Below are 26,456 nucleotides of genomic sequence, written 5' to 3'. Positions count from 1 at the left end.
AAGTCGAGAGCTTGAGCGATACGCATAAAAAATCCGAAACCAATCAACAGGTTTCGGATTTTCACACAACAGAAGGATCGGTCAATGGATCCTTAACTGATCGGCATTAGGGCATATGCCCCCCTTTTTCGTATCAATCTTCGCCTGATGACATCAACCGTGAACGATACTCCAAAACCAAATCATCCAAAGGAATGAACATCTTTTTTGAAGGAATGAAGGGCTCAACGACATAACAACAAGCCATTGAATCATCGAGTGATTCAATCCTCATGAGAACTTCATCTGTTTGGCGTCTGACTAAATCACCATGATGGAACTTACTCATCTAAAGACGCCCTACACCAGACCTAGCAGGCTGGGCTGTGTATGGTACTTCCTTGGTTACAAGGCTGATGGTCGACAGAGGGAAAGTAGAACTTTGCAATTGATAATCACTTGTAAACCAGAGGCATTCCGCCTTTTCCTCATCAATAGTCAAAACCGTCATTGATGGCCCACCACTATTCAACTTTACCGCATCCCCAACCTTCATGATTCCTCCTGAATCCCATGAAATCATAGGAAATATAGCACAACAAAGAGGGTGTCAATGGAGCTTAAGACCCATATGGAAGGTGGCAAAAAAGGGCCAATGAAGGCCCAAAACATGGATGAAACGAACTGGAGAGATTGAGTATAGCTGTTGCACCAAAGATACTCCGCAAAAGCTGGAGGCTGCGCCTCCTGCGCTTTAGTTAGAACGCCCCTGCTCTAAACACTCGCCCGAGTGGACTTGAGCTGAGAGGTTGCCCGTATGCCCCGCCATCGAGGCTGGAAGGGTTCCGAGAGGGTAGGGGATGGGGTAGAATTCCCCCCGTATTACTACACGGGGGGGGAGGTTCCACGCATGAACTGGCGCACAATAAATGACACACACATCTATTACTGAGAAGCGAGCTTATCTCGCTGCGCAATACCCTTAAGCTTCGCAGCAGGTAACCCCGAGTACATCTCGTCAACCATCTTGGGCTGAGTGATCATTTGCATGACAATGATATTGACGATTGTGAATAACTGCTCGGCTGTCTCACGATCATCATTAAGGTCTATCGCTCCAGGATGAACAGATTCATTACCAATAACACGAACAATATCCAAAGACTGCTGGACTAACGGGCTAAGACCCTTCTTAACCATACTTGCAATATCAGAGTCAATTCTCCCTGTACTCTCACCCAAATGAATACATAACTTCTGAATACACAGTCTCAATAATGCAGCAGAGGCTCTAGGTGAAAACTGAAAAACAGAACGAGCTTCTTCAAAATCCCTTTTAATGTCATCCGGCATATCATCGTTTGGCAAGGCAACACCGCTAGACAAAGGATGAACTAACTTTTCACCAACCCAAATTGAAACATCCTGACAATGATGGCATTGAGCAGCATAGACATTGCCAAGACCAGCCAATCCTAGTCCATGACCAGCAGGGATAAATATAGCCTTCCCTGCAAGAAAAGCAGACGCTCGCTGGAATGACAACGCATCCGGCTTAGACATTGAAGAAAAACGCTCTAAATCTTGACTATCAAAAACAGTGGGCATTTCACCGCTAAAGCCGCAACGTTCAGCTAAAATATTGAACCAAGTTTGAGCAGAATAAGCATTGCAAAATGGACAATTGAATGCCTTTTCGCGAACTGAAGGAGCTTTCATCATTACAGACATACAGGATCCCCTACCAAAATCGTCATTATATAGAGCATCATCCGAGTATGTCATGCTCATACATCACTGGGCGCTAAGGCGCTCCACTTCGTCTGTAGCGTCAGCCCTTAAAAGCCGGTTTAGCAGGGAAGGGGGTGATCCAGTCTCGGGGCTATATGGGCGTGTCCCGCCGCGAGGCTTTTGGAGATCAAATGGACAGCAGAGGGCGGCTTGTAGGGGCTACCGCCCCTGTTCTTTGTGGCATAAACAGCCATATTTAACATAAATATCCGCGGTACGCAGTGGCATAAAACTGCCGCGCTATCGCTTGCCCGCCAGCTCGTTCAGTACAGCGAAAAAATGCCGTACTTCAGAGCAGGCTCTAATTATGTCCGGTCATCACTAGGTTTATTTTTGGTATCACCGCCAGCAAATAGGGCAGCATTGTATTTACGGCGCAGAGCGTCACCCTCTGGATCACAATAAACATCAACAGGCTTGCCCTGGTACTTCACTACGGCATGGCAGGCGCTCATAGCATCCACACTGGCCAGTTGATCCGGCCAGTCGTCACTGTAAACAGGTTGCACATCGTCACCCTTGCGCAGGGCAAAACAATACTCGACCCGATATGATCCCCGTTCATCCTTTACCAGGACATGACAACTGATGATGAGTTTATGCCCTGCAAATGGCCCTACAGAAAGAACCCCGCTAGGAGCCGCAGCAGGAGCGCCGCCAGGACGTACCCCAGTACCGGACGTATCACCCACCTCCGCAGGAGCCTGAACAGCGGCAGGAGAGGGCGCAGGGGCCTTGTTAGGCTTGTCGATATACTCAGGCTTAATGAAGCCAAAGAAGATACATACCCCCATAACTGCCAGAAAAAAAAGTATTTTAGGATCTCGGAGTATCGAGCTACCCGCGATTGTATCCGAAACCTTACCTGTTGTAGTTGAGTCGTAGAGTTTGAAAACATACTTCGGCACCTTGTTGAATGGCTTTGCTTGCAATACATCGGACATGGACGACCCGCTGTTATCAGCCAGATGCAACACCGTCTTATAGCGACCCCCAATGCCCAGGAGCCCCATATTGGTATGGCGGATTGCGGTTTCAGCAGCGGCGCGGATAACGGCGTGAACCTTTTTGATGTTCGGGGTTGTGAATACGAAGTCCCAGTTGTGGTGACGGTGCATATCAAAAGCCACGTCTATTGTTTCCGGTCGGCCATCTTCCTTAGCCACATCCGGCCCACCAGGATAATCCAGGCGGTCTAAATCACTCTGGCGCCAGGAAGGCGGAAAGATCCGCTGTACCTCATCGACCAGGAAGAAAGCGCCTTTGGGAGCCCAATGATAGAAGCGAGCGAAATGATCCCGCCCGTCCTGGGATTCGGTTTCGATATACGTTACTTGGAAGCTCTCAGGAACAGCCTTGCCCAGTACCTCCCGGCAACGCTCGGCGGTGAAGCCCCGAACGTTGGTGATGATGTGGCGGCCTGCCTTGATGGCGGGCAGCACATCGGTATGAATGGCCCCTGACGACTTGTAAGAGCCTGGGGCGCCGTGGTGGATCTTGATGGACATTTACCACCCCATCATGTTGAGCATGAAGCGGGTGACAAATGCCTGGGAAAGTATCGCCAGACCTTTATCAAAATGCAGGTACAGCAATATCCCTCGAACACTGGGCGGCAATGAATTGAAGGACGAGGACAGTAATTCACTGAAATGGATGTTCAATAGCACTTCCCTGGCAACGTCCCAGGTAAACGTTAGCAGGAACAATTTAAACTCGACCCATTGCACAGCCATTCGCACGGCAAGCCATGCGGCAAACTGCACCGCCAGTTGGTATATATCGTTGAAGAACGAATTAAAAAACTCACCAAGCCATTCCATGCCATCACCTCTTAAAGATAATCATCAGAGCAACAAAGTAGAAAATAAACAGCATCAACGCCGCCAGGGTTTTCCAGTAATCACCAGATGGCGGACAGACGGTGTATTCCTTTCCCTGGTGCGTGAATAGATCCAAACACTCCATCGGGTCGGCAGAACCAGTAAGGTTAAAGGAAAACACCTGTTTCACATCCTCAGTGATGGAGGTGTATTTATCAGCCAGGGATTTGTTGGTTTCGGCTAGCTTCTTTTCCATCCCTGGAACATCAAAGAAACAGTCATCCCCTGAACAGGCAGATTTATAATCAGCATCACCGACAGAAAGAGGGTTAGAAGATGATCCAGGCATCTTGGAATAATCAATGCTTGAACCTTCACCGCCAGAACCAGAAGACCCCCCCCCCAGACCATCGAGCTTATCCATCAACATGGAAAACTCACGACCACCCCAGGGGCGGTTTTGTGACAACCCATTAAGGGCGCTGGAGATATTACCGCCGACACCATTAACACTACGGATAACCTCACCTTGCATACTCATAATGCCGCTTAACTGGCCGGACAACGGCGACAGATCATTATGGATACTGGATGTATTTGCATTTATACCATATGAGTTTTGCACCAACGCCTGAGCCATCCCTGAATCAAATGGTGACGACCCACCCGTAGAACCACCACCGGAAGAACCAGGAGAAAGATTATCGAGCTTTGCGTTTATTGACTGTAAATAATCGTTAGAGGCATTAATACGGCCAAGCATTTCAGTGGTAGCATTTTTAGTCTGAAAGGTATCATTGGCCATCCTGTCCAACTGATAAAGCGCGGTTTTCATATCCCGAGAAAATGACTCGGCACTATGAGCAATAGAATTAAGATTTCCGGAATCCTGTTTAGTGCCTTCAACAACCTGACGCAAAGCAACACCAAGGTTTTTATTTAGCTTGGCAACAGCACCCGAAACAGATGTTCCGGTGGCATCACCAATAACAGGTTCAAAATTAAGCCAGCCATCAATTGGTTTAGTTCCGGAAGTGCCTTCACCTGGCGTATTGCCACTACCATCTGAATCGCCGTTCCCGCTGCCATTATCTGACAACTTGCAAGCCGTGCCAGTGGTCTCCACTGGTCCCTTGGTATTATTCAAAGGCAACTCTACACAAACACCCTTGCAATCAACCTGGCAGCCCCCGAGATCCGAACCTTCAAATTTAAGACAGACAGGCAAGGGCGTTGCAATCGTCACGCTACCCAATTGCACGCCGACAGGGCAGCCCGCAATAGCAAATGCCAGCGATGGGAAAAATAGTAAAAGCCAACCTATGCGCACACAGCCCCCAATATAAAAAAAGGCGACCGAAGCCGCCTTAGATTGAAAAGGATGTTCGCCATCCCTCGACAAAGAACAAAAACCAGAGCGTCCCAATGAGCAGGGACATGGTTTAAGCCTTGCGAATAAGGCTGACCAGGATCCCGACACCAACCACCGCAGCAACAACCAACATCACCTTGGGAGAGGTGGCGTTAACGTCTGACAGCGCGGTATCGAGCGCAGCACCCGCAGCGGCAGCAGTACCACCTTCACCAGCAGCATGAGCAACCCCCATTGCAGAGAGAGAAGCCACTGCAGCGATACAACCGTTACGGAACAAGCCTGATACGTTTTTCATTTTTATTTATCCTCGTTTTGCACCAACAATAACACGGGCAACAGCGCCCAATTTTAAACCGACAACCCAGATGGCTAATCCAAAACCAAAGGCTACGGTTACGGTGGATTTATCAAACTCAAACCAGCTCGATATATCCGTTAACTTGTTATGCTCCTGGACGGTCAGGAGCACATATTCGCAGGAATCCCCCTCAGATAAACGGGCATATCCTTCGGAGGTAATATCTAAACAAAGCATTATCGCGCCCTCGTCGTCGCTCGCTGCGCGCTCTCGCTCCTCCTCCTCGGTGCGCGGCGGTTAAACCGGCTTTTTGGTAGGTTGGAAACCAACAACCACATTTCGGGTCGGATTCTGGGGGTCTGCCTCCAGGACAAGATCAATAGCGACCAGCTTGGGACAGTCGGCCATTTCTTTAATAGTCGCAGCGTCATTACGAAGGGCCAATTGGCGAACCTCATAACCCCAGGAGTGGATATTGCACTCAGGCTTATTGACGTTGTTTGCCGGAGCCAGGTATTCCACCTGGGCAAAATCATAAGGCACAGGAGCGCCAGATTTACGGGACACACCATAACCATGAGTAACGCGAGTTACCAGAACACCAGTGAGCAGGGACATAATATTTACCTCGTTGAAGAACCTGTTTTTTAGGTCGAAACTAAACAATGCTCACCCGATATAAACTCGGGTGGTAGCGGCATTCTTAACCGCGCCGGAATATCATCTTCTTTAAGATGCGCTGTTAATTGGTGAACAATCGTTTCAGGGGCGAGCCCCTCAACACTTGCTAACCAATTAACAAGGCGGCCCGCCATGCGAGACATATGAAAAACAGCATTGTCCCGACTGGTCTTGAACTTGTTTTTAAAGGTGGTCACACGTACCGGAACAGATTCCGACTGCTTAATAGCATCAAGCCATTTGGCAAATTGCGGATACATCCCCGCGAAATAGGGATCTGGGTTTACCAGGACATCTAGCGGAATTATCCGGTCTTTATTGTGTAACTCGCCTTCGGCGCGTACCCAATTTGGGTTCTCTGCCGACTGCATCTGTTTACCCTTTTCGTATACCCGAGCGCATTTACCATTAATCCGGCTGCCCACATAAAAAGAGCAACCCTTGGTCGGTGCCATGCCAAACCGCTTTACGATGCCCTTGGCAATCTCGGATATAACGAACTCACCGGATTCGATTTTCATCCAAGCCGGAGCGCGGCCCCGCTCTGGGTGAAACTCGCCAGCCTGGGCACCATCAATTGCGCCCTGGTAACTGATCACCTCACCGCTGTAGTCGTCCAGGGCAAGATCCACCCGGGTGATGCGAACCGATGGAATGTGAGAGATAACAGAGTGCAAAGCCTGCATATCGAGGGCGGCACAACCCACGCCGGAAAAACTGACCATGCAACCGTGGTTGGCAGCACCCCAACCAATCAGGCCACAGGGGAGGCCATCACACAGCAGGTCGGCCGAGTTGGCGTAACCATGCAGACCGGAGCGGCGAGGGCGCATAGTGAAACGAGGCTCAGGGATAGGCACCCCGATCTTGGTGTTCAGTTCTTCTAGCCACAGCTCGATCTCGGAACAGCACAGGGCATCCAGGAACTGCACCCCGTAGCAGTCGATCAAATCGTTGTAGGCTTCCCAATACTTGGCACCCTCGACAACTTCGAACTGGGAGAACTTGAGCAGGGATCCGCAGACAGCTTTTAGCTCTTTGCGCATATCGGCCCGAGATCGGTAGTTAGAGTGCAAAGCCCGCTCCATCATTTCGGTCATGGAAGGGGTAAAGACGGGGGCAGGGGACTTGGCTACACCCTTGAGGCTCAACCGCTCGGTGGCCTTGTCGTAAACACGCGCCACGGTAGGGGCAGGGGTTGCGCCCAGGCGTTCGGCTTTGTTGCACAGCCGTTCTGACACCTTGTCGAAGTGGGTGAGGGGAGCGAAACCAACCGGACGCTTCCACAGGTAACGCAGACCCTCGACAGGAGGCTCAGAGAAAGCGGCTTGCAGGGCCTTTACCTGGGTGTCAAAGCGCGGGATAGCCTTCAAGAGCGCACCTTGTTTGGCAAGCTCGGTCATCTGGCGCAGTTCGGTTGGTGCCCAGGTGAAGGACAGATAATCGATCAGGGTTTTGTTGCCGATAACGCTATTTATCGGCATCACGGAGTTATGACCAGTCATCGAAAAAGACTCCCTGGTCATAGAACCCTTGCCAGGTGTCCTCGGTCACTTCGACCAGCTCGAACACGGTATCGGGGTACGTCATGGACAGATAGACCCGCAGCTCATGCAGATCCCGAAACATCTCGACCTGACCCGCGATGCAGGCGGAGAGATCGCCAGTCGGTTCAGCCTGCCAATAAACCTTTCGCTCAATGAGAGCAGGCAGATCAAGGTTTTGTGGGCTAAAGTGGGTCATAGGTAGATAAGATTTATTATGAACTGACTGGATTGAATCAGATCTAAATCTAACTAACAACGGGTGACTTTTAGCCCAAATAAGTGTGTGATATGCCCACTGAAGCAAGCGAGGAAACAGCAAAATGGACTCAAAAGCCCTGATTCAGGCGTACATGAGAACCAAAAAGCTCACCCAGTATCAGCAAGTCGCTGCTGAGCTTGGTTTTACCAAGTCGCACATATCCAGTTTGACCACTGGTAAGGTGCAACTCACTGATGCAACAGCAAAAAAGATTGCCGAGGAAATCGGCCTAGACGTTGAGGAAGTGCTGTTAAGCCTTGCCGCCGTCAGGGAGACAGATCCCGAGATAAAGCAGGCTTGGTACAACATTCTTGCGAAGTACACAAAAGGTACAGGCACGGCTGTAGCCCTTGCGGTTGCTATGTTCCTGACCCCCAGCCACGGGCCTGACAACACTGCGCATAATGTATATTATGTTAAATAGAGTATCTTGTTTCCTATCACCACTTATTGAACTGTGTATAATGGCAACAATTGATCCTATCTTCGACCGGATGTCTTAAGTGGCTGAATTAACATCAGAACAATTAAAACCCGCTTTTGCGATTGAACAGTTCCCCAAGCTTAGCGAGCTTGAACCTATCCCCTTTGCTGCGCTGCAACCCAGAGCCATTTCCGGCATCAAACGTCTTGCCAGTTTTGATGGTGACTGTCCGGTCATGCTGCTCAACGGGTTCCCCGGCGCAGATTACGAAGGCGTTTGCCAGACGCTGATTGCCGACTCCAATGGCAAGGATGGTGACCTGTTTGATCTCTGCTACACCGAGAATCTGAACAACCCCTACAAACCTATCTGGCTGCGCCTGCAACCGGGCACCGGCGTTGAGTTTTGCGAAATGGTTGGCGAGCTGCTCAAGCTGTTGAGCCACCATCTCGATGCCGAACGCATCGTGACCCGCATCATGCGTAAGCAGAACAATGATCCGAAAATCGATGATTTCCTCTCCGATCTGGCGGCTCACGTGGCATTGGGTCTGGAATTCCAGCACCCCATTCTGATCAACCTGCTGATCCACCACGAAGCGCAGGAAGCGCCGGTAATTTATGGCCGTGATCTCAACTGGGATACCCTGTTTGGCTCCATCAACTACCAGACCGAGCAAGGCTCTGTCTATGCTAACCAGCACCTGCTGGAGCCTGGCTTGCTGCGCGAAGCCAACGGCGGTTACCTCATTTTGCAACTGGATGAGCTGCTGGATCAGCCGCATCTCTGGTTCAAACTGAAAAATGCCATGCAAAAAGGTGAGCTGGACTGGAACGCCTATCAGGAAGGGAAAACTCTGACCCCCTTCTTCGCGCCTGAAGCGACCCCCATCAAGCTCAAGCTGATCCTGGTGGGTGACCGACTGGACGTGGCCGAGTTCCAGATGCTGGATCGGGATATGTCCGAACGCATCTTCCTGCGCGCTGATCTGGTATCAGAGGTGAATATTGAAGAGGATCTGCAGGAATTTCTGCAGTACCTGGCCTGGCTGCGTCAGCGCTGGAGCCTACTGGACTTCACGCCAGCCGCCCTTGCCGCCCTTTGTCGTCATGCCAGCCGCCTCTGTGACCATCAGGAGTGGCTATCGCTCTCCGAAGTGCAACTCTCCGCCATCATGCGGATGGCTGACAGTCTGGCCCGGGAGCTGGAATCTGATGTGGTCACCGACGAGCATATTCGCGGCGCACTGGAAGAGCAGGATTACCGCCTCAACTATCTGGTTGAGCAGTCCGATCAGGGTGTTATCGACGGCCAGATCCTGCTGCAAACCGATGGCGAAGAGATTGGCCAGATCAACGGCCTGTCGGTCATTCAGGTCTCCGGTCACCCCTATGACTTCGGTGAACCGGTGCGCCTCACCGCTACCGTACACCTTGGTGATGGCGATGTGGCGGATATCGAGCGCAAAGCGGAGCTGGCCGGTCATATCCACGCCAAGGCGATGATGATTATCCACGGCTATCTCTCCAACAAATTTGGTGCAGAGAACCCCTCCCCCCTGTCGGCCAATCTTGTGTTCGAGCAGTCTTACCACGAAATTGATGGCGACAGTGCCTCCCTGACCGGCTTGTGTGCCCTGCTCTCTGCCCTCGCCCGCCAGCCTATCTATCAGCACTTCGCCGTGACCGGTGCGGTCGATCAGTTTGGCAATGTGCAGGCCGTTGGTGGCGTGAACGAGAAGATTGAAGGCTTCTTCCGGGTGTGCAAAATCCACGGCATCACCGGCAAGCAAGGGATCATTTTGCCGGGCACCAACATCCAGCAGCTGAACCTCTCTGACGAGGTGATTGCAGCGGTTGAAGCGGGCCAGTTCCACATCCACCCGGTGGATCATGTGGAAGAGGCCATCGAGTTGCTCACTGGCTGTGTCGCCGGTGAGCCTGATATGCCCGATACCCTGTTTGGCCGTATTCAGGAGCGGTTGGACGAGTTGAACGGCTCCACTGCCAAAGTCGGACTGCTGCAATCCCTGCTGGGGCGCCTGTTTGGCCGCTGATGAAGTGATCGGAGTTGTTTAGCGAACAACTGTAAGCTAAATTGGCTCGGCTTTGACCCATTTGAAGGAAATACCGCGTGACCGTAGACAATACCACCATGGAAGCCCGCCTTTCCCTGTGCGAACAGGGCAAGAACTCTTTTACCCGTGAAGAGCTGCTGGCTTGCAGCCGTGGCGAACTGTTTGGTGAGGGTAACAGTCAGCTGCCTGCCCCCAACATGTTGATGATGGACCGCATCGTCAAGATCAATGACAACGGCGGCGAACACGGCAAGGGCGAGATCTTGGCTGAGCTCGACATTACTCCGGATCTCTGGTTCTTCGATTGCCACTTCCCGGGTGATCCTGTGATGCCTGGCTGTCTCGGTCTGGACGCCATGTGGCAGCTGGTTGGCTTCTTCCTTGGCTGGAAAGGTGGCCCCGGCAAGGGTCGTGCTCTGGGCGTAGGTGAAGTGAAATTCACCGGCCAGATCCTGCCGACTGCCAAGAAAGTGACCTACAAGATCACCTTCAAGCGCGTCATCAACCGCAAGCTGGTGATGGGAATTGCTGATGGTGTGGTCGAAGTCGACGGCCGTCCGATCTACAGCGCCACCGACCTGAAAGTGGGCCTGTTCAAAGATACCACCGCATTCTGATCTCTCTGATTGGTGGTAAAACAGCACTAACGCAAAGGGGCCACAACGGCCCCTTTCCTTTTGTAATGAGTGTAATGAAGTAACTTACTTCATGAAGAGGCCTGAGCCCCGCCCTTCCATGGCGTCACGCCAACCACCAAGCCAATGCCCTCGGGCATCCAGGCATTGATACGGACACGCTTCTTTCTGTTTGCCGACCACGCCAGCCTGATAACCACGAGCACGAGCTCTTTCCAGACGGTCCCGCTTCTGTCTCTTCATCATCTACGACCCTCTTCGTGGAACAAAAAAAGCGACCAATTCTGCATCGGTCGCTTTCATCTTTACTCCTGCGAGCGCACCGGGTCAAACAAAAACTTCCACCCTAACCGGGCTATGTGACACAAGGCACTGAACTGGATTAAGTTTTAATTACAGGGAACTTACTCCTGATTTTTGAGTCTTTCCAGCTCTTCCCAGCGAGCAAATGCCTGCTCCAACGCGGCTTCAGCGGCATTGAGCGAATCAAGCTTCGGCTGGGTCTTATCTGCCGGCAGCGAGAAGAACCCAGGCTGGTTGATCTCGCTTTGCAGCGCATCCAGCTCGGCTTCCAGCTGCTCAAGACGAGCAGGCAACGCTTCCAGTTCAAGCTGCAGCTTGTAGGAGAGTTTCTTGCTTTTCTTCGGCGCTTCTGGCGCGGCAGCAACGACCGGCTCGGGCGCCTTGACCGGTGCACTCCTGGCCTGTTGCTGAGCACGCTGCTGCTCACGGGTCGCCATCATGTCGGCATAGCCACCCACGTAGTCACTGATACGGCCATCTCCCTCAAACAGCCAGCAACCGGTCACTGTATTGTCGATGAAGCGACGATCGTGACTGACCAGCAGCAGGGTGCCGGGGTAGTCGGAAAGCAGCTCTTCCAGCAGTTCCAGGGTCTCGACATCCAGATCGTTGGTCGGTTCATCGAGGATCAGCAGGTTGCTGGGTTTAAGGAACAGCTTGGCCAGCAGCAGACGGTTTTTCTCGCCACCGGAGAGCGCCTTGACCGGCGTTCTGGCCCGCTTGGGCTCGAACAGGAAGTCCTGCAGGTAGCCGAGGATATGACGGGAGCGACCGCGCACCATCACCTCCTGCTTGCCCTCCCCGACGTTGTCCACCACCGTCTGCTCGGGATCGAGCTGTTCGCGGTACTGATCGAAGTAGGCCACTTCCAGATTGGTGCCCTGACGTACCGAGCCACGAGTGGCATCTAGCTGGCCCAGCAACAGCTTGATCAGGGTCGACTTGCCGCATCCGTTGGGGCCAACCAGCGCAATCTTGTCGCCACGCAGCACCTGCAGATCGAGCCCCTCGAACAGGGTGCGATCGCCAAAGTCCAGCCCAAGCCCTTCGGTCTCGAACACCAGCTTGCCGGAGCGATTGACCTCGTCCAGTTGCAACTTGGCCTTGCCCTGCAGCTCACGGCGCTGGCTGCGCTCCATCCGCATCGCCTCAAGGGCGCGCACCCGACCTTCGTTACGGGTACGGCGAGCCTTGATACCCTGACGCACCCACACCTCTTCCTGCGCCAACTTGCGGTCGAACTCGGCATTTTTCAGCTCTTCGACCCGCAGCCACTCCTCTTTCCCCTGCAGGTACTCGTCGTAGTTGCCCGGCCAGGAGGTGATGGCGCCGCGATCGAGATCGATGATCCGGGTTGCCAGCTTGTGGATGAACTCCCGATCGTGAGAGATAAAGACGATGGCGCCGCGAAAATCCTTGAGGAAATCTTCCAGCCAGTTGATGGCTTCGATATCCAGGTGGTTGGTCGGCTCATCGAGCAGCAGCAAGTCGGGATCGCAAGCCAGCGCACGAGCCAGCGCCACTTTGCGCAGCCAGCCACCGGAGAGGCTATCGAGGGTCACATCGGGATCCAGCCCCAGCAGGGTCAACACCTGACTGATGCGGGTCTCGAACTGCCAGCCGTTCTGATAGTCGAGCTGCTCTTGCAACTCGCTCATCTTGCGAATGTTGGCGTCTGACGGATCGCTCGCCAGCTCCATGGAGATGTGGTGGTACTGCTTGAGCAGCTCCCCTACCCCGGCGAGCCCTTCGGCGGCATAGTCAAATACCGTCAGCTCGCTGGAAGCAGGCGGATCCTGCTCAAGGCGGGTCACTTTCAAATCTTGCTGCAGCACCAGACGTCCGTCGTCCAGCGGCAATTCGCTGGCAATGACCTTCATCAGAGTGGACTTGCCCGCCCCGTTGCGGCCAACCAGACAGAGGCGCTCGCCCCGCTCGATGGTCAATTCGGCATTGTCGAGCAGCGGGAAATCACTGAACGACAGACATGCGCCGTGCAATGTTAAAAGAGCCATGTGTGTTCCTTATTTCATATGAAAAAAACGGGCAACAGACTGGGTCTGCCCCCGTTTCATCGTCAAATCACAAATCAACCCTGACGAGCGAGCCAGCCTTTGAGCTCCACTAGCGTGAAGGGCCAACCCAGCTCGCGGCCAGCCTCGTCACGCAGCACCGGAATGCGCACCCGATAGGCGGCAAGCCACAGCTCATCATCCATGATGTCGCACTGACGGGTGGTAGAGGCAAGGCCAGCCTCCTCCACCAGCGCCCAGGCCTGCTCGCACAGGTGGCAACCGTCGGTATGAAACAGGGTCAGCATCACGCCTCGCCTTGCTCCGGCGCATGGGTGATGATCCAGCAGTTGTGGATGTGCTGGTTACGTTCGAAATCCTTCGGTCGCGTCTTCTGGGTGATGTTCTGGGCCTTGAGACCGGTGGCCTCGAGACCGGCCAGATCCATCTTGAAGTGACGCTTGTTGTTGGAGAAGACCAGAGTGCCGTCCACCGCCAGCAGGCGCTTCAGGTGCTGCATCAGCAGCAGGTGATCGCGCTGTACGTCGAAGCTCTCGTCCATCCGCTTGGAGTTGGAGAAGGTGGGCGGATCGATGAAGATGAGGTCGTACTGCTCATCGGCTTCAGACAACCACTTCAGGCAGTCTGCCTGGACAAACTTGTGCTGACGGCCCACCAGCGAGTTGAGACGCATGTTGTCCTGCGCCCAGTTCAGGTAGGTGTGAGACATGTCGACCGTGGTGGTCTCGCTGGCACCGCCAAGACCTGCGTGCACGGTGGCACTGCCGGTGTAGGCAAACAGGTTCAGGAAGCGCTTGCCCTTCGCCATCTGACCCAGCATACGGCGAGTCTGACGATGGTCAAGGAACAGGCCGGTATCCAGATAGTCGTAGAGGTTGACCCACAGACGGGCACCGTACTCCTGCACTTCCATCCGGTGCTGCTCTTCGGAGAGCTTCTGATACTGCTGTTTTCCTTCCTGACGCTCGCGCACCTTCAGGATCACCTTCTCGCCATCCATGCCGGTCACTTTGATGGCGGCCTGAACCATGTCGAGCAAACGCTGACGGGTCTTCTGGGCGGGGATGTCCTTGGGCGCGGCATACTCCTGCACCACCAGATAGTCCTGATAACGGTCGATGGCGGCGTTGTATTCCGGCAAGTCGGCATCGTAGATGCGATAGCAATCGATGCCCTCTTTGTTGGCCCACTTCTCGAGGGTTTTCAGATTCTTGCGCAGACGGTTGGCAAAGTCCTGCGCGACCTCTTTTTGGGAAGCCACGGAGTCCAGTGCAATCTGGTAGTTGCGCAGCTGACACTCGAGGGCGCCGTTGAACAGACGATATTGCTTGTCGGCGCGCAGGCGCAGACAGCTGAGCAGCTCGGGCGATGCGGAAAGAATAGAGACTTTCCAACCCTGGAAGCTGCGACGCAGGGCATCGCCGAGGGCCTGATGCACTTCCAGCAGCGCCGGAAATTCGCCAAGACGCTCGCCATAAGGCGGGTTGGAGATCAGCATGCCGACCTGGCGGGCCTCCCCTTGACCTTCTTCCCCTTCAACAAATGCAGGCATCGGCAGCGGGTTTTCCAGCTTGGTGACGTCGGCCTGCTTGAAGGTAATCAGGTGAGCCACACCGGCCGCTTTGGCGTTATCACGGGCTTTGAGCAGCACACGCTGGTCGGCATCACAACCAAACAGTTTTACTTCGCAACGCTGCATGCCGCGTTTGGCACGTACTTGCGCTTCCATCATCAGGCTTTGCCACAGCTCGCTATCGTGCTGCAGCCAGCGATCGAAACCGAAGCGCTCGCGGCGCAGCGCCGGTGCCATGTCGGCGGCAATAAAGGCCGCTTCAATCAGCAAGGTACCGGAACCGCACATCGGGTCCATCATGGGCTCACCGGCCCAGCCGCTACGGGCAATCATGGCGCAGGCCAGGTTCTCTTTGAGCGGTGCTTCACCTGTGCCCTGACGATAGAAACGCTGGTGCAGCGCCGGGCCTGACAAGTCCAGCGTGATATTGGCCTTGCCCTTGCCCAGGTGCGCCATGATGCGAATATCCGGCGACTTCTTGTCCACGTCAGGACGTACGTGACCGCGCTTGGTGAAGCGGTCGACGATGGCATCCTTGATCTTCAGCGCGCCATATTGGGTATTGCGAATGGCAGGGTTGGTACCGGTAAAGTCTACCGCGATGGTAGAGGTACCGGAGAAGTGCTCTTCCCAAGGGATGGTGTGGGCGCCCAGATAGAGATCCAGATCGTCGTTCATCTGGAATTCGGAGAGCACCAGCACGATGCGGGAGGCAAAACGGCTCCACAGGCAGGCCTTGTAGCCAATCGCCAGTTCGCCTTTGAAATGGACGCCAGCCACGGTCTCACGGACCTGCTCTGCGCCAAGATTGGTCAGCTCATCGGCCAACAGGTTTTCCAGCCCCTTGGGGCAGGTTGCAAAAAATTCTTTCATCACGCTCACGGGGAACCCATAAAAATAGTGCCGCATTATACCTCATCAGGCGGGCTGGAGCATGCAAAAGTCGGCGCAAACAGCAGGATGGAAACAGATTGATAGGTGGCGAAAAGGTAAAAGGCCCCATGACTACCCGATGGCGAGATCATGGGGCCAGACATCATTTAGCGGATCACTTCATACGAGCCTTGAAACGGGGATTGCTTTTGCAAATCACGAACAATTTGCCCCGACGGCGCACCAACTGACAATCGGGATGACGCGCCCGTGCGGATTTGAGTGAACAGACGACCTGCATTCAGGACTCCTTCTTGCTTGAAAATGCGCCAAAGCGTTTGTTGAAACGAGCCACACTCCCCTCGCTCGATACCTGCTTCTGCTTGCCGGTATAGAACGAGTGCGACTGGCTGGAAACATCGAGCGACACATAGGGATACTCCTTCCCGTCTTGCCACGTATAGCGGCGATCGCTCTTGATGGTTGAACCGACTAGGAAAAAGGCATCTGCTGCCGTGTCATGGAACAGCACCAAACGATAATCCGGATGAATATGAGGCTTCATGGCAACTCCATTTTGTTATGTTATAACAAAATGTAAGTGAGAATAGCTCTCGTTTCAAGCATAAAATGTCGTATGAAGAAAATCGCTTCAGTGAGTGATGTGTTGATGCTGAGGTGGAGGCACTACACAAGCAGAACGAAACAAGAGGGAGACACCATGCTTGCAGCACGGAAGACCAAGATACTGCGTGGGTTAGAACACAAGGTGCAAGTGGATGTAACAAGCCTCATGAGAGGCTGGATCACAACCATAAAGATCAATGAGAATGGGCAATATGTACGCAGAGCAATGAAGTATCAGAAACGAGGAGCGATTGAGGTGACCACAGTAAAAACAGGCAGCGGTATAATCACAGAGATAAAAAGATTGGTGAAAATATATCAACTGACCTGACGATATTGCTCGGTCACGGTAATACGCGGTTTCATCCGGTTATTCATCACCTTGATCACCCCGAAACGCGGCAGAGTTTTACTGGTGGTCAATACCAGATCGGCTGTGAGGTTCAAACAGACGCTAGCCTGATCCCCTGCCTCAATGACCATAAATTCGCCGTTGCCATGAGGTGTATTCATCAAGACCAGATCACCGTTTTGCGGGATCACTTGCGGATGCTGTTCACTAAAAAACCAGCTTTGCGGCATCAAAGGTTTATAAAAACGACTGACCGCGATGGCATTAAGCACCAACTGAACCTGATGCGGAATACTCCACTCAAGTTCGGCTGCTTTGTCCATCAACTGATAATAGAGGGCGGCATCATCGACACAAAAAGGTTGGGTCGTAAACGAGCTGGGCACCAATTGTCGCCCTTTATACTCGGTCGCAAATAACATGTTATCAGACAGGTCCAACATCAGACGGTCACTCTGGGCATCATAGTGCCATTGCCAGCTATCGGTCGGTTGGATAAACATGTTGGAGCCCTTACTTGATAATTACCAGTTGACTTTATTCCATATGCAGGGAATCAGCAACGTCAAATAAAGGGCTCCGCCATCTATTTCTTAAATATTGGTCACAATCTCTTTGACCAACCCCGGCCCTTTATAAATAAAGCCGCTATAAATTTGTACCAGACTGGCACCGGCAGCCAATTTTTCACGGGCAGCCATGGCACTATCAATACCACCCACCCCGATAATTGGCAGAGCACCATTGAGCGCCTTGGCCAGATGACGGATCACCTCGGTACTCTTGTGCTGCAGCGGACGCCCACTCAGGCCACCCGCTTCACCGGCGTGGGGCATGTCATAAATCATCTCGCGCTCGAGGGTAGTATTGGTGGCGATAACCCCATCAATACCATTCCGTACCAGCGAAGCGGCCACCTGATCTATTTCTTCAAGGCTTAAATCCGGGGCAATTTTAACCGCCAGCGGCACATACTTTTTATATTGGGCGGCCAGCTCTTGCTGACGCACCTTGAGGGCGGCCAGCAATTCATCCAGCGCCTCGCCATATTGCAGCGAACGCAAACCCGGGGTGTTGGGGGAAGAGATATTGACGGCAATATAACCGGCATGATCATAAACCTTGTCCATGCAGATCAGGTAATCATCCTTTCCCTGTTCGATGGGAGTGTCTTTGTTCTTGCCGATATTAATGCCGATGACCCCCTGATATTTGGCCTCTTTGACCTTGGCCACCAGATGATCAACCCCTTTGTTGTTGAATCCCATCCGGTTGATGATCCCCTCTGCCGGAATAACCCGGAACAGACGGGGCTTGTCATTGCCGCTCTGGGGTCTGGGGGTGACGGTACCGACCTCGATAAAGCCAAATCCCATGGCGCCCAGCGCGTCAATGCACTCACCATCTTTATCCAGACCGGCCGCCAATCCCACCGGATTGGCAAAAGAAAGCCCCATGACAGTGACGGGGCGTTTCGGCAAATTCTGGCGGAAGAAACAATCGAGTGGCGTACCGAGAAGGCGGGGCAAATATTTCATGGAGAGATCGTGAGCCTGTTCCGGATTGAGTTTGAACAGGAAATGCCTAGCGATGGGGTACAACATCTTTGCTCCTTAAAGAAAGCCCCGGCAACTGGCCGGGGCTTTGGGTGTAATGTCGGTGTCATGCCTTAATCTGGCAATTAAAGTGCCCGACAATTCAACTGGAGCAGGTTCAACTCTCGCAAGGCCACCGAGAACTTGGCGAACTCGTGGGTACTGGTGGTCTTGAAGTCGGCCAACATGTGGGTCCAACGGGACAAGAGTTGCTCATGCTCCGAAATCCAGTCGGCCAGTATGGTAGCGCATTCTCCCTGATCTTTGCACCCTTCCAGTACCACAGAAGTGAGACTGCGCTGCTGCCAGTCCAGATCTTCGCGGAAGGAGGCTCGCGCCATCGCCTGCCAATGGTTGCCGACCGGCTGATGGTTGATCTGGTCGAGGAACCAATGCAGATCCAGTTTGGCACCGAGGCGGTAGTAAACGTTGGCGGCGCGCAGGATATCGGTCTTGTGCTCCGCGGCAATCTGCGCCAGATCCAGGCTGGAGAAGAGGCTGCTCATATGGGCGACCTGACGGGCAATGGCCTCAGGCACCTGTTTCTCCATCCACTTGGCAACAGCCTGACGATGCTCGGCCACTTCGCTCTCATCCATCACCTCGTAGAGGTGCTTACCCAAGGTTTCGAACGCCGGACGGAAGAAGGCGATATTCTCGCTGATGCTCCAGCTGCGATTGCGGGCACGCAGGAACCAGCGGGTGGCTCGGCGCACAATGCGGCGGCTGTAGAACATCAGCTCTAGCTGAGTCTGGGCATCCACCAGGTTGTCGCACCCTTCGATATCGCGCCACAGCTGGTTCATGCCAAACACTTCGCGGGCCATGGCGAAGCAGCAGGCCACTTCGGCGACCGAGGCACCGGTCTCGTCCTTCATCCGGCTGGCGAAGTTGAGCCCCATGTCATTGACCAGCATGTTGGCCACCCGGGTAGCGATGATCTCGCCGCGTAGCGGGTGATCGGCCAACTGGGCACCAAACTGCTGCTGTACTTTGGCCGGGAAGCTGGTGACCAGAATGTTGGCGAGGAAGGGCTCGTCGGTCACTTCCGGGCAGTTGAGCTGCTCTTTCAGCACCATCTTGCCATAGGCCACCAGCACCGCCAGTTCGGGGCGGGTCAGCCCCTGCCCTGCCGCCATCCGCTCGGAGAGCTCCTCATCGGATGGCAGGAACTCCAGCGCACGGTCCAGCTTGCCTTCCCGCTCCAGCCCCTGAATAAAGCGCTGCTGCTCTTTCAGTTGTTCAGAGCCGCGGAAGCTGGTGACCGAGATGGACTGGGACTGGCGATAGGCGTTGGTGATCACGATCTGCGCCACGTCGTCGGTCATCTCATACAGCATCTGGTTACGCTGCTTGAGCGTCAGATCCCCTGCCGCCACCAATTGGTTGAGCAGGATCTTGATGTTCACCTCGTTATCGGAGCAGTCCACCCCGCCCACGTTGTCGGTAAAATCGGTATTGATGCGACCGCCCTGGCTGGCGTACTCCACCCGGCCGAGCTGGGTAAAGCCGAGGTTGCCCCCCTCGCCCACGATACGGGCCCGCAGATCGCGACCATTGACTCGCAGTGCGTCGTTGCTGCGATCGCCCACTTCCCCATCGCTCTCGCGAGCGCTCTTCACGTAGGTGCCGATGCCGCCGTTCCACAGCAGATCGACATTGAGGCAGAGCAGCGCCTTGATCAGCTCGTTCGGCGCCATGCTGGCCTTGTCAGTGCCGAGCAGTGTCTGCATCTCGGGGCTCAGCTTGATGGACTTGGCCGAGCGCAGGAAGATGCCGCCCCCTTGTGATATCAGCTCGCGGTTGTAGTCATCCCAGCTGGAACCCGGCAGATCGAACAGACGCTGGCGTTCGACAAAACTCTTGGCCGCATCCGGAGTGGGGTCAACGAAGATGTGCATGTGGTTGAACGCGCCCACCAGCCGGGTGTGCTCGGAGAGCAGCATACCGTTGCCGAACACGTCGCCGGCCATGTCCCCAATCCCCACGCAAGTGAAGTCGGTGGTCTGGCAGTTGACGCCAATCTCACGAAAATGCCGCTTGACCGACTCCCAGGCACCGCGGGCGGTGATACCCATCTTCTTGTGGTCGTAACCAACCGAGCCGCCGGAGGCGAACGCATCGCCGAGCCAGTGACCATATTCGAGACTGATCTCGTTAGCGATATCCGAGAAAGTGGCAGTCCCCTTGTCGGCAGCGACCACCAGGTAGTAGTCATCCTCGTCGTGACGCACCACGGATGTCGGCGGGATCACCTCGCCGCCGATGATGTTGTCAGTCACATCGAGCAGGCCGCGGATAAACAGGCGATAACAGGCCTTGCCCTCCTCCTGGATGACGGCACGGGGCGCCCCCACCGGCATCTGTTTGCAGTAGAAACCGCCCTTGGCCCCCACTGGTACGATGACGGTGTTCTTCACCTGCTGGGCTTTCACCAAGCCCAATACCTCGGTGCGGAAGTCCTCTTTGCGATCGGACCAGCGCAGGCCACCACGGGCGACCTTGCCCCAGCGCAGATGCACCCCCTCCACTCGTGGCGAGTAGACGAAGATCTCGAATTTCGGCAGCGGTAGCGGCATGTCGGTGATGCTGGAGGGAGCCAGTTTGAAGGAGATGTAGGGCTTGATGTTGCCCGCCTTGTCCAGCTGGTAGTAGTTGGTGCGCAGGGTAGCGTCGATCATCTCCACATAGCGGCGGATGATGCGATCGTCGTCCAGGTTGGCTACCTGATCCAGCTTGGCAGCCAGCTCCTCGTGCAGCTTGGCCTGTACCTTAGCGTCCTGTTTACCGGCAGGATCCAGGCGCAGTTCGAACAGAGTGAACAGCAGTTGGGCAATATCTGGGTAGCGGGTCAGGGTCTCTTCGATATAGGACTGGCTGAAGGAGACACCGGTCTGGCGCATGTATTTGGCATAGGCGCGCAGCACCGAGACCTGACGGCCGGTGAGACCCGCCCCCAATACCAGACGGTTGAAGCCGTCATCTTCCAGCTGCTTGTTCCAGATGTCAGCAAAAGCCTGCTGGAAGCGCTGCTGGCTCTGAGCCAGATCAAAGGGCTGCTCGCCGTGCAGCAACATGGAGAAGTCGAGGATCCAGAACAGATCGCCAGCCGGAGTGCGTACCTGATACGGGGTCTCGCCGATCACCCGCAGTCCCATGTTCTCCAGCATCGGCAGCACGTCGGAGAGGTGAATGGGTTCGGTGCGATGGAACAGCTTGAGCCGTACCCGACGATCATTCTCCTCCTCCTGCGCGCGGTAGAACAGCATGCCCAGCGGCTCGGCTTCGCTCAGGTTATCAAGCGCCATGATGTCGGCCACGGCCGAGCCAGGCAGCACATCTTCTTTGTAAGCGCGGGGGAATGCAGTGCTGAAACGGCGGCGCAGCTCGTTGCCACGGGCCTCGCCATAGTGGGAAAGCAGCACGGAGTCGAGTCTGTCGTCCCAGCTGCGGGCCGCTTCAATCAGGTTGTTCTGTACTTCGTTCACATCCACATCCACGTTGTTGTTGTTGACCCGCACTATGTAGTGGGTCCGCGCCAGCACGCCTTCGGTGAAGTAGACGTTGAACTCCACCTCTTCGTTGCTGCCAAAATACTTCTGCAATATTTGCTGGGTCTTGATGCGCAGCGCCGTGTTGTAGCGCTCCTTGGTGACATAGACCATGCAGGAGAAGAAGCGACCATAGACATCACGGCGCACGAACAGCCGCAGCATGTCACGCTCCTGCATCTCCAGCACCCCAAGACCGGTGGCCAGCAGCTCCTCTTCGCGGGCCTGGATCAGCTCGTCACGGGGATAGGTTTCCAGCACGTTCAGCAGCGCCTTGTAGGCGTGGGAGCCCTTCTCATGACCGGAGGCCGCCATGATGCGTTCGAGACGATGGCTGATGAGCGGGATCTGGGTCGCGCTGGTGTTGTAGATGGAAGAGGCGTAGAGGCCGATGAAGCGATCTTCCCCGATCACCTTGCCATGCTCGTCAAAGCGCTTGATGCCGATGTAATCCACATAAGCCGGACGGTGCACCCGGGACTTGCTGTTGGATTTGGTGAGGATCAGCAGGTCAGAACTCAGAGCAGCGTGACGGGCGCTGGCCGGCATGTTGCCAAGGCGCTGACCCACCTCCTTGATGGAGTTCTTCATCAGCCCAAGGCTGGAGCTCGCCTGCGGCAGGATCTCGTGATCCCCCTCCACCGCCTTGACGTCGTAACGGCGATACCCCATCAGGGTAAAGTTGTGGGCAGCTACCCATTTGAGGAAGGCAACGCAGGAGGCCACCTCCTCGTTACTCACGGGCTGCTTGCGCTTGGGCAGCTCGTCGATGATCTCATTGAGCCTGGCCAGCATCGGCTGCCAATCACCGACTGCCAGCGCCACTTCACCTGCGACCGAATGGAGCTCAGCTGCCAACGCCGCCATCTGCTCCTCGCTGGTGAGGTGATCGATCTCGATAAGGAAGGCGGTTTCAACCGAAGTCTGCCCATCGGTGTTGTCGAGCTCCAAAATGGCACCGATCTTGCCATCGGCACCACGAATGAGGTGCAACGGTTGGTGCAGCATCATGTGGGCGGTGATATTGAGTCGCTTGAGCGCCATCCGGATGGAGTCCACCAGGAAGGGCGAGTCCTGCAGGATCACCTCGACGATGGTGTGGGGCGATTGCCAGCCGTGACGGGTCAGCTCGGGATTATAGACCCGGATGTAGGGGTCGGTACCGCTGCGCTGATTGAGAGCATTCCACAGGCTCAGGGCCGCGCCATAGAGATCGCTGTCATTGCGATCGTGCAGATCGGAGCTCGCCATGTTGCCGTAAAACTTGGCAACGAAGCGCTCGACCAGAGAGGCGCTGTTTGTGGGTAACTTCTGATGGATCAGGCTGAGAACGTTTTCGAGCAGAACTGAGGTAGGGGCGTCTTTCAATGCCATTTTTATATTCCTTATCGGACGACATTAACCACCGACGCAGAGGCAACCACCCTGGTTACCCGCTGGTGCAGAGTTGTTGCGAAGTGTAATGGCTTGGATAGGGGAAGGCGAGGAAAGGTGCTAACGAGATGTTAAAAATAAGGTACAGATCACGGCTTAAACTGTGAGAAATTTTGCAAATAACCAATAATACAGAAATTCCCACTACCTTTGTGCCAGTTTGCCGGATAGATAGTGACGCAAAGCAGATAAACAGTCGGTAATCTGTTCGATTTTTGTTAATTTATGCGTTCGAGACTGATAAAGCGGTAATCGTCCTGAGTTTTCAGCCGAAAATAGCCATGCACACCATTCATGGTCACAAAGGGCCGTATTTTTTCTAGGCCAAGCTCCAGGGTCAGTCCCTGTTCGCTGCGCACCACCAGCCGTCTGGCGTGGCCCTGATACATCAGCATCACCTCATCGCAGCTCAATGAGAGCCTAAAAGTAAACTGCTTCACCCCTGCTCCTGATCAGACGTCACATTGCACAATGGGGGCAGGTGCATTCACGCCCCTGCCCCGTCGACACTTACTGCTGCAGCGCCTTGCTGACCTTTTCGAACAGATCCCGTGCCAGCCCCTCAAGGTTGGCAAGGCGGGTCAACTCGGCGCGGATCAGCGCCTTGCGCGCCTCATCCAGTCGCTTGAACTGGATCAGCGGGGTAATGAGGCGGGAGGCCACCTGCGGATTGACCTCGTTGAGCTCGATCAGCAGATCGGTCAGGAAACGGTAACCGCTGCCATCCACCGCATGGAACTGCACCTGATTGCTCATGGCGAAGCTGCCGATCAGCGCCCGCAGCCGGTTCGGATTGCGAATGCTGAAAGTGGGGTGACTCATCGCCTGTTTCACTTCGCTTAGTACATCGGCAGCCGGCTTGCTGCCAATCAGCCGCAGCCAGTTGTCCAGCACCAGTCCATCCTTGGCCCACTTGCCTTCAAAATCGGCCAGCAGCGCAGCGCGGCATGGCAACAGATAGCCGTTGGCCACCTGCAGCGCCGCCAGGGTATCCGTCATGTTGTCGGCATCCGCATACTGCTCGCGCACCAACGCATCGGCATGCCCGGTATTCAGTGCCGCCAGATAACCGAGCACCACTCCTTTGAGGGCCCGTTTGGCCATATCGGCGTGCACCACCTGATAACCGGTCAAACGCAGGCGCTGGTAAGTGGCCGTCAGCCTGGCCCCGAACGCCTGCGCCAGCGAGGTGTGAATGGTATCCCGCACCTGATGGATGGCATCGATATCGGCCACCTCGAACAGCTCGGCCAGGGTAGCCTCCCCCGGCAGCGCCAGGATCTCCGCCTTGAGAGCCGGGTCCAGCTCGTCATCGTCCAAAATGGCGACAAAGGCTGCCAGCAGGGTCTGGGAGAGCTCAACCCCCTGCCCGTGCTGGACCCGCGCCACCCCGTCGATGACCGCCTTGTTGATCAGCATCTGGGCGGCATCCCAGCGGGCAAACTCGTTGCGGGCAAAGCGCATCAGAAAGGCGAGCGCTTCATCGCTGTAGTCGTAGTGCAGCTTGACCGGCGCGGAGAAGTCCCGCAGCAGGGAAGGAACCGGCTTGACCGGCACCTGATCGAACACGAAGGTCTGCTCCTCGTCCAGCACGTCGAGCACGTTACCGATGGCCTTGCCCTGATATTGCAGCGCAATGACGGCACCTTGTTCGTCATAGAGCTCGATGTCCAGCGGGATGTGCAACGGCAGTTTTTGCGGCTGATCCTGGGTCGGCGGGGTGTGCTGGCTCACATGGAGGCGATAAACGCCGCTGGCGGCATCGTACTCGTCAGTGACGGTCAGCTCCGGCGTGCCGGACTGGCTGTACCAGCGGCGGAAACGGCCGAGATCCACACCGGAAGCATCCTCCATCGCCTGCACGAAATCATCGCAGGTGACCGCCTGGCCATCGTGGCGCTCGAAGTAGAGCTTCATCCCGGCTTGGAAGTTGGCTTCCCCCAGCAGGGTGTGCAGCATACGGATCACTTCCGAGCCCTTCTCGTAGACGGTCAGGGTGTAGAAGTTGTTCATCTCTATCACCACATCCGGGCGGATCGGGTGTGCCATGGGGCCGGCGTCCTCGGCAAACTGCGGACCACGCACGGTACGCACATTGTTGATGCGGTTGACGCCGCGTGAACCCAGATCGGAGGAGAACTCCTGATCCCGGAACACGGTCAGCCCCTCTTTAAGGCTGAGCTGGAACCAGTCACGACAGGTAACGCGGTTGCCGGTCCAGTTGTGGAAATATTCGTGACCGATCACCCGTTCGATACCGTGGTAGTCGCCATCGGTAGCGGTGGCCGGATTGGCTAGCACGAACTTGGAGTTGAAGATATTGAGCCCCTTGTTCTCCATGGCGCCCATGTTGAAGAAGTCCACCGCAACGATCATGTAGATGTCGAGATCATACTCGAGGCCGAAACGCTGCTCGTCCCAACCCATGGAGTTGATGAGGCTCTCCATGGCAAAACCGGCGCGATCGAGGTTGCCCTTGTCGACGAAGATCTCGAGGGCCACCTTGCGGCCGCTCTTGGTGGTGTAGTGGCTGCGCTCCACATCGAAATCACCGGCCACCAGCGCAAACAGGTAGCTGGGTTTGGGGAAAGGATCCTGCCACTGCACGAAGTGACGGCCGCCATCCAGATCACCGCTGTCGACCTTGTTGCCATTGGAGAGCAGGAAGGGATATTTGGTTTTGTCGGCGGTGATGCGGGTGCTGTAGCGCGCCAGAATATCGGGGCGATCCAGATAATAGGTAATGCGGCGAAAGCCCTCCGCTTCACACTGGGTACAGTAGGCATCACCTGATTTGTAAAGTCCTTCCAGCGCGGTGTTGGCGGCCGGATCCAGCTGGGTGACAATGGTCAGCACACATTCGGCCGGCAGGTTGAACAGGGTCAGGCTGCTCTCGCCTTGTTCGTAGTTGTCACAGGGAATGCCATCAATGGCAACGCTCTTGAGGGTCAGCTGCTCACCATCGAGGACGAGCGGCGCATTGTGCTCGCCGTTGCGACGAATGCGGGTGATGGCGGTGACCTGGGTCAGCGGCTCCTGCAGTTGGAAATCGAGGTCGATGGTGTCGATCCAGTAGAGCGGCACCTGATAATCCTGGCGATATTTGGCCGTCATGGCCTGGGAGTGATCGGTCATTATTGTCTGCTTCCACGCTTGTTAAAGGCGAGAAAGAGGCTGTCACAACCAACTGGCGGGGTCAAACAATTTGCATTACGTCAGATACGCC

25 protein-coding genes are annotated in these 26,456 nt (G+C 55.0%); 3 read left to right on the top strand and 22 right to left on the bottom strand.

Annotated elements, in window-relative coordinates; genetic code table 11:
• Positions 1 to 133: 133 nt before the first annotated feature.
• The 11 genes from ACB035_RS17715 to ACB035_RS17665 form a co-directional block, all read right to left on the bottom strand.
• The gene (locus ACB035_RS17715) at positions 134 to 328 is read right to left on the bottom strand and encodes a hypothetical protein (protein WP_371167819.1); all 195 of its coding nucleotides are present in this window, start codon (positions 326 to 328) and stop codon (positions 134 to 136) included.
• Complete coding sequence (locus ACB035_RS17710) at positions 329 to 535, bottom strand: YodC family protein (RefSeq protein ID WP_371167818.1); 207 nt, start codon at positions 533 to 535, stop codon at positions 329 to 331.
• 389 nt (positions 536 to 924) lie between these two features.
• Positions 925 to 1,710, bottom strand: coding sequence for a DUF4145 domain-containing protein (locus ACB035_RS17705; RefSeq protein ID WP_371167817.1), 786 nt, complete (start codon positions 1,708 to 1,710; stop codon positions 925 to 927).
• Between the two features lie 365 nt (positions 1,711 to 2,075).
• Entirely contained in the window at positions 2,076 to 3,278 is a 1,203-nt protein-coding gene (locus tag ACB035_RS17700) for a zonular occludens toxin family protein (protein ID WP_371167816.1), read from the bottom strand.
• Positions 3,279 to 3,593: a DUF2523 family protein gene (locus ACB035_RS17695; protein WP_202004573.1), complete on the bottom strand. Its 315-nt coding sequence runs from the start codon at positions 3,591 to 3,593 to the stop codon at positions 3,279 to 3,281. It abuts the gene before it with no gap.
• Between the two features lie 4 nt (positions 3,594 to 3,597).
• Positions 3,598 to 4,995: a hypothetical protein gene (locus ACB035_RS17690; RefSeq protein WP_371167815.1), complete on the bottom strand. Its 1,398-nt coding sequence runs from the start codon at positions 4,993 to 4,995 to the stop codon at positions 3,598 to 3,600.
• Between the two features lie 40 nt (positions 4,996 to 5,035).
• Complete coding sequence (locus tag ACB035_RS17685; protein WP_129504056.1) at positions 5,036 to 5,263, bottom strand: Flexible pilin; 228 nt, start codon at positions 5,261 to 5,263, stop codon at positions 5,036 to 5,038.
• A gap of 6 nt (positions 5,264 to 5,269) precedes the next feature.
• Positions 5,270 to 5,503, bottom strand: a complete 234-nt coding sequence (locus tag ACB035_RS17680) for a hypothetical protein (protein WP_127005608.1) — start codon at positions 5,501 to 5,503, stop codon at positions 5,270 to 5,272.
• Between the two features lie 60 nt (positions 5,504 to 5,563).
• Positions 5,564 to 5,884: a hypothetical protein gene (locus ACB035_RS17675; RefSeq protein ID WP_247822795.1), complete on the bottom strand. Its 321-nt coding sequence runs from the start codon at positions 5,882 to 5,884 to the stop codon at positions 5,564 to 5,566.
• 29 nt (positions 5,885 to 5,913) lie between these two features.
• Positions 5,914 to 7,452: a replication initiation factor domain-containing protein gene (locus ACB035_RS17670; RefSeq protein WP_371167814.1), complete on the bottom strand. Its 1,539-nt coding sequence runs from the start codon at positions 7,450 to 7,452 to the stop codon at positions 5,914 to 5,916.
• Positions 7,439 to 7,690, bottom strand: a complete 252-nt coding sequence (locus ACB035_RS17665) for a hypothetical protein (RefSeq protein WP_069526815.1) — start codon at positions 7,688 to 7,690, stop codon at positions 7,439 to 7,441. Before ACB035_RS17665 ends, ACB035_RS17670 begins: the two co-directional genes overlap by 14 nt.
• A 124-nt stretch (positions 7,691 to 7,814) precedes the next feature.
• Here ACB035_RS17665 and ACB035_RS17660 point away from each other — a divergent pair, with 124 nt between their 5' ends.
• The 3 genes from ACB035_RS17660 (at position 7,815) to fabA (ending at position 10,871) form a co-directional block, all read left to right on the top strand.
• Positions 7,815 to 8,177: a helix-turn-helix domain-containing protein gene (locus tag ACB035_RS17660; protein WP_371167813.1), complete on the top strand. Its 363-nt coding sequence runs from the start codon at positions 7,815 to 7,817 to the stop codon at positions 8,175 to 8,177.
• A gap of 79 nt (positions 8,178 to 8,256) precedes the next feature.
• The gene (locus ACB035_RS17655) at positions 8,257 to 10,233 is read left to right on the top strand and encodes a Lon protease family protein (RefSeq protein ID WP_005336580.1); all 1,977 of its coding nucleotides are present in this window, start codon (positions 8,257 to 8,259) and stop codon (positions 10,231 to 10,233) included.
• A 98-nt stretch (positions 10,234 to 10,331) separates the two neighbouring features.
• A complete protein-coding gene (gene fabA / locus ACB035_RS17650) occupies positions 10,332 to 10,871 on the top strand; it encodes a 3-hydroxyacyl-[acyl-carrier-protein] dehydratase FabA (protein WP_196783564.1) in 540 nt (179 codons plus the stop codon).
• A gap of 84 nt (positions 10,872 to 10,955) precedes the next feature.
• Here fabA and rmf read toward each other — a convergent pair whose 3' ends face one another.
• The 11 genes from rmf to pepN all read right to left on the bottom strand — a co-directional run bounded on the left by rmf (position 10,956) and on the right by pepN (position 26,365).
• Entirely contained in the window at positions 10,956 to 11,135 is a 180-nt protein-coding gene (gene rmf, locus ACB035_RS17645) for a ribosome modulation factor (protein ID WP_005315693.1), read from the bottom strand.
• A gap of 158 nt (positions 11,136 to 11,293) precedes the next feature.
• Positions 11,294 to 13,207: an ABC transporter ATP-binding protein gene (locus ACB035_RS17640; protein WP_371167812.1), complete on the bottom strand. Its 1,914-nt coding sequence runs from the start codon at positions 13,205 to 13,207 to the stop codon at positions 11,294 to 11,296.
• A gap of 74 nt (positions 13,208 to 13,281) precedes the next feature.
• Positions 13,282 to 13,512 (bottom strand): glutaredoxin family protein, encoded by a 231-nt coding sequence (locus ACB035_RS17635; protein WP_371167811.1) that lies wholly within the window; start codon positions 13,510 to 13,512, stop codon positions 13,282 to 13,284.
• Complete coding sequence (rlmKL, locus tag ACB035_RS17630) at positions 13,512 to 15,707, bottom strand: bifunctional 23S rRNA (guanine(2069)-N(7))-methyltransferase RlmK/23S rRNA (guanine(2445)-N(2))-methyltransferase RlmL (RefSeq protein WP_371167810.1); 2,196 nt, start codon at positions 15,705 to 15,707, stop codon at positions 13,512 to 13,514. The genes ACB035_RS17635 and rlmKL overlap by 1 nt, the downstream gene beginning before the upstream one ends.
• Positions 15,708 to 15,846: 139 nt before the next feature.
• On the bottom strand, positions 15,847 to 15,972 hold the full coding sequence (gene ykgO / locus ACB035_RS17625) for a type B 50S ribosomal protein L36 (protein WP_005336596.1): 126 nt from the start codon (positions 15,970 to 15,972) through the stop codon (positions 15,847 to 15,849).
• Positions 15,973 to 16,236, bottom strand: coding sequence for a type B 50S ribosomal protein L31 (locus ACB035_RS17620; protein WP_005336598.1), 264 nt, complete (start codon positions 16,234 to 16,236; stop codon positions 15,973 to 15,975).
• A gap of 380 nt (positions 16,237 to 16,616) precedes the next feature.
• A complete protein-coding gene (locus ACB035_RS17615) occupies positions 16,617 to 17,153 on the bottom strand; it encodes a cell division protein ZapC (protein WP_005336600.1) in 537 nt (178 codons plus the stop codon).
• A 90-nt stretch (positions 17,154 to 17,243) separates the two neighbouring features.
• Entirely contained in the window at positions 17,244 to 18,254 is a 1,011-nt protein-coding gene (gene pyrD / locus ACB035_RS17610) for a quinone-dependent dihydroorotate dehydrogenase (protein WP_005336601.1), read from the bottom strand.
• 77 nt (positions 18,255 to 18,331) lie between these two features.
• Positions 18,332 to 23,170 carry an NAD-glutamate dehydrogenase gene (locus tag ACB035_RS17605; protein WP_371167809.1) on the bottom strand — a complete coding sequence of 1,613 codons (4,839 nt, stop codon included), beginning with the start codon at positions 23,168 to 23,170 and terminating at the stop codon, positions 18,332 to 18,334.
• Between the two features lie 278 nt (positions 23,171 to 23,448).
• Positions 23,449 to 23,670, bottom strand: coding sequence for a DUF2835 domain-containing protein (locus ACB035_RS17600; protein WP_274161716.1), 222 nt, complete (start codon positions 23,668 to 23,670; stop codon positions 23,449 to 23,451).
• Positions 23,671 to 23,740: 70 nt separating this feature from the next.
• Complete coding sequence (gene pepN / locus ACB035_RS17595; protein ID WP_371167808.1) at positions 23,741 to 26,365, bottom strand: aminopeptidase N; 2,625 nt, start codon at positions 26,363 to 26,365, stop codon at positions 23,741 to 23,743.
• Positions 26,366 to 26,456: the final 91 nt, after the last annotated feature.

It is taken from the genome of Aeromonas sp. S12(2024) (assembly GCF_041402305.1).
Lineage (GTDB): Bacteria > Pseudomonadota > Gammaproteobacteria > Enterobacterales > Aeromonadaceae > Aeromonas > Aeromonas veronii.
Note: the sequence above shows the minus strand (reverse complement) of the source record. Positions and strands in the feature narration are given on the sequence as shown.

Bases quoted from the DNA above. Each gene is read 5' to 3' on its own strand.
- ACB035_RS17715 (WP_371167819.1), bottom strand. From the start codon at position 328: ATGAGTAAGTTCCATCATGGTGATTTAGTCAGACGCCAAACAGATGAA.
- ACB035_RS17710 (WP_371167818.1), bottom strand. From the start codon at position 535: ATGAAGGTTGGGGATGCGGTAAAGTTGAATAGTGGTGGGCCATCAATG.
- ACB035_RS17705 (WP_371167817.1), bottom strand. From the start codon at position 1,710: ATGTCTGTAATGATGAAAGCTCCTTCAGTTCGCGAAAAGGCATTCAAT.
- ACB035_RS17700 (WP_371167816.1), bottom strand. From the start codon at position 3,278: ATGTCCATCAAGATCCACCACGGCGCCCCAGGCTCTTACAAGTCGTCA.
- ACB035_RS17695 (WP_202004573.1), bottom strand. From the start codon at position 3,593: ATGGAATGGCTTGGTGAGTTTTTTAATTCGTTCTTCAACGATATATAC.
- ACB035_RS17685 (WP_129504056.1), bottom strand. From the start codon at position 5,263: ATGAAAAACGTATCAGGCTTGTTCCGTAACGGTTGTATCGCTGCAGTG.
- ACB035_RS17680 (WP_127005608.1), bottom strand. From the start codon at position 5,503: ATGCTTTGTTTAGATATTACCTCCGAAGGATATGCCCGTTTATCTGAG.
- ACB035_RS17675 (WP_247822795.1), bottom strand. From the start codon at position 5,884: ATGTCCCTGCTCACTGGTGTTCTGGTAACTCGCGTTACTCATGGTTAT.
- ACB035_RS17670 (WP_371167814.1), bottom strand. From the start codon at position 7,452: ATGACTGGTCATAACTCCGTGATGCCGATAAATAGCGTTATCGGCAAC.
- ACB035_RS17665 (WP_069526815.1), bottom strand. From the start codon at position 7,690: ATGACCCACTTTAGCCCACAAAACCTTGATCTGCCTGCTCTCATTGAG.
- ACB035_RS17660 (WP_371167813.1), top strand. From the start codon at position 7,815: ATGGACTCAAAAGCCCTGATTCAGGCGTACATGAGAACCAAAAAGCTC.
- fabA (WP_196783564.1), top strand. From the start codon at position 10,332: ATGGAAGCCCGCCTTTCCCTGTGCGAACAGGGCAAGAACTCTTTTACC.
- rmf (WP_005315693.1), bottom strand. From the start codon at position 11,135: ATGATGAAGAGACAGAAGCGGGACCGTCTGGAAAGAGCTCGTGCTCGT.
- ACB035_RS17640 (WP_371167812.1), bottom strand. From the start codon at position 13,207: ATGGCTCTTTTAACATTGCACGGCGCATGTCTGTCGTTCAGTGATTTC.
- ACB035_RS17635 (WP_371167811.1), bottom strand. From the start codon at position 13,512: ATGCTGACCCTGTTTCATACCGACGGTTGCCACCTGTGCGAGCAGGCC.
- rlmKL (WP_371167810.1), bottom strand. From the start codon at position 15,707: ATGCGGCACTATTTTTATGGGTTCCCCGTGAGCGTGATGAAAGAATTT.
- ykgO (WP_005336596.1), bottom strand. From the start codon at position 15,972: ATGCAGGTCGTCTGTTCACTCAAATCCGCACGGGCGCGTCATCCCGAT.
- ACB035_RS17620 (WP_005336598.1), bottom strand. From the start codon at position 16,236: ATGAAGCCTCATATTCATCCGGATTATCGTTTGGTGCTGTTCCATGAC.
- ACB035_RS17615 (WP_005336600.1), bottom strand. From the start codon at position 17,153: ATGTTTATCCAACCGACCGATAGCTGGCAATGGCACTATGATGCCCAG.
- pyrD (WP_005336601.1), bottom strand. From the start codon at position 18,254: ATGTTGTACCCCATCGCTAGGCATTTCCTGTTCAAACTCAATCCGGAA.
- ACB035_RS17605 (WP_371167809.1), bottom strand. From the start codon at position 23,170: ATGGCATTGAAAGACGCCCCTACCTCAGTTCTGCTCGAAAACGTTCTC.
- pepN (WP_371167808.1), bottom strand. From the start codon at position 26,365: ATGACCGATCACTCCCAGGCCATGACGGCCAAATATCGCCAGGATTAT.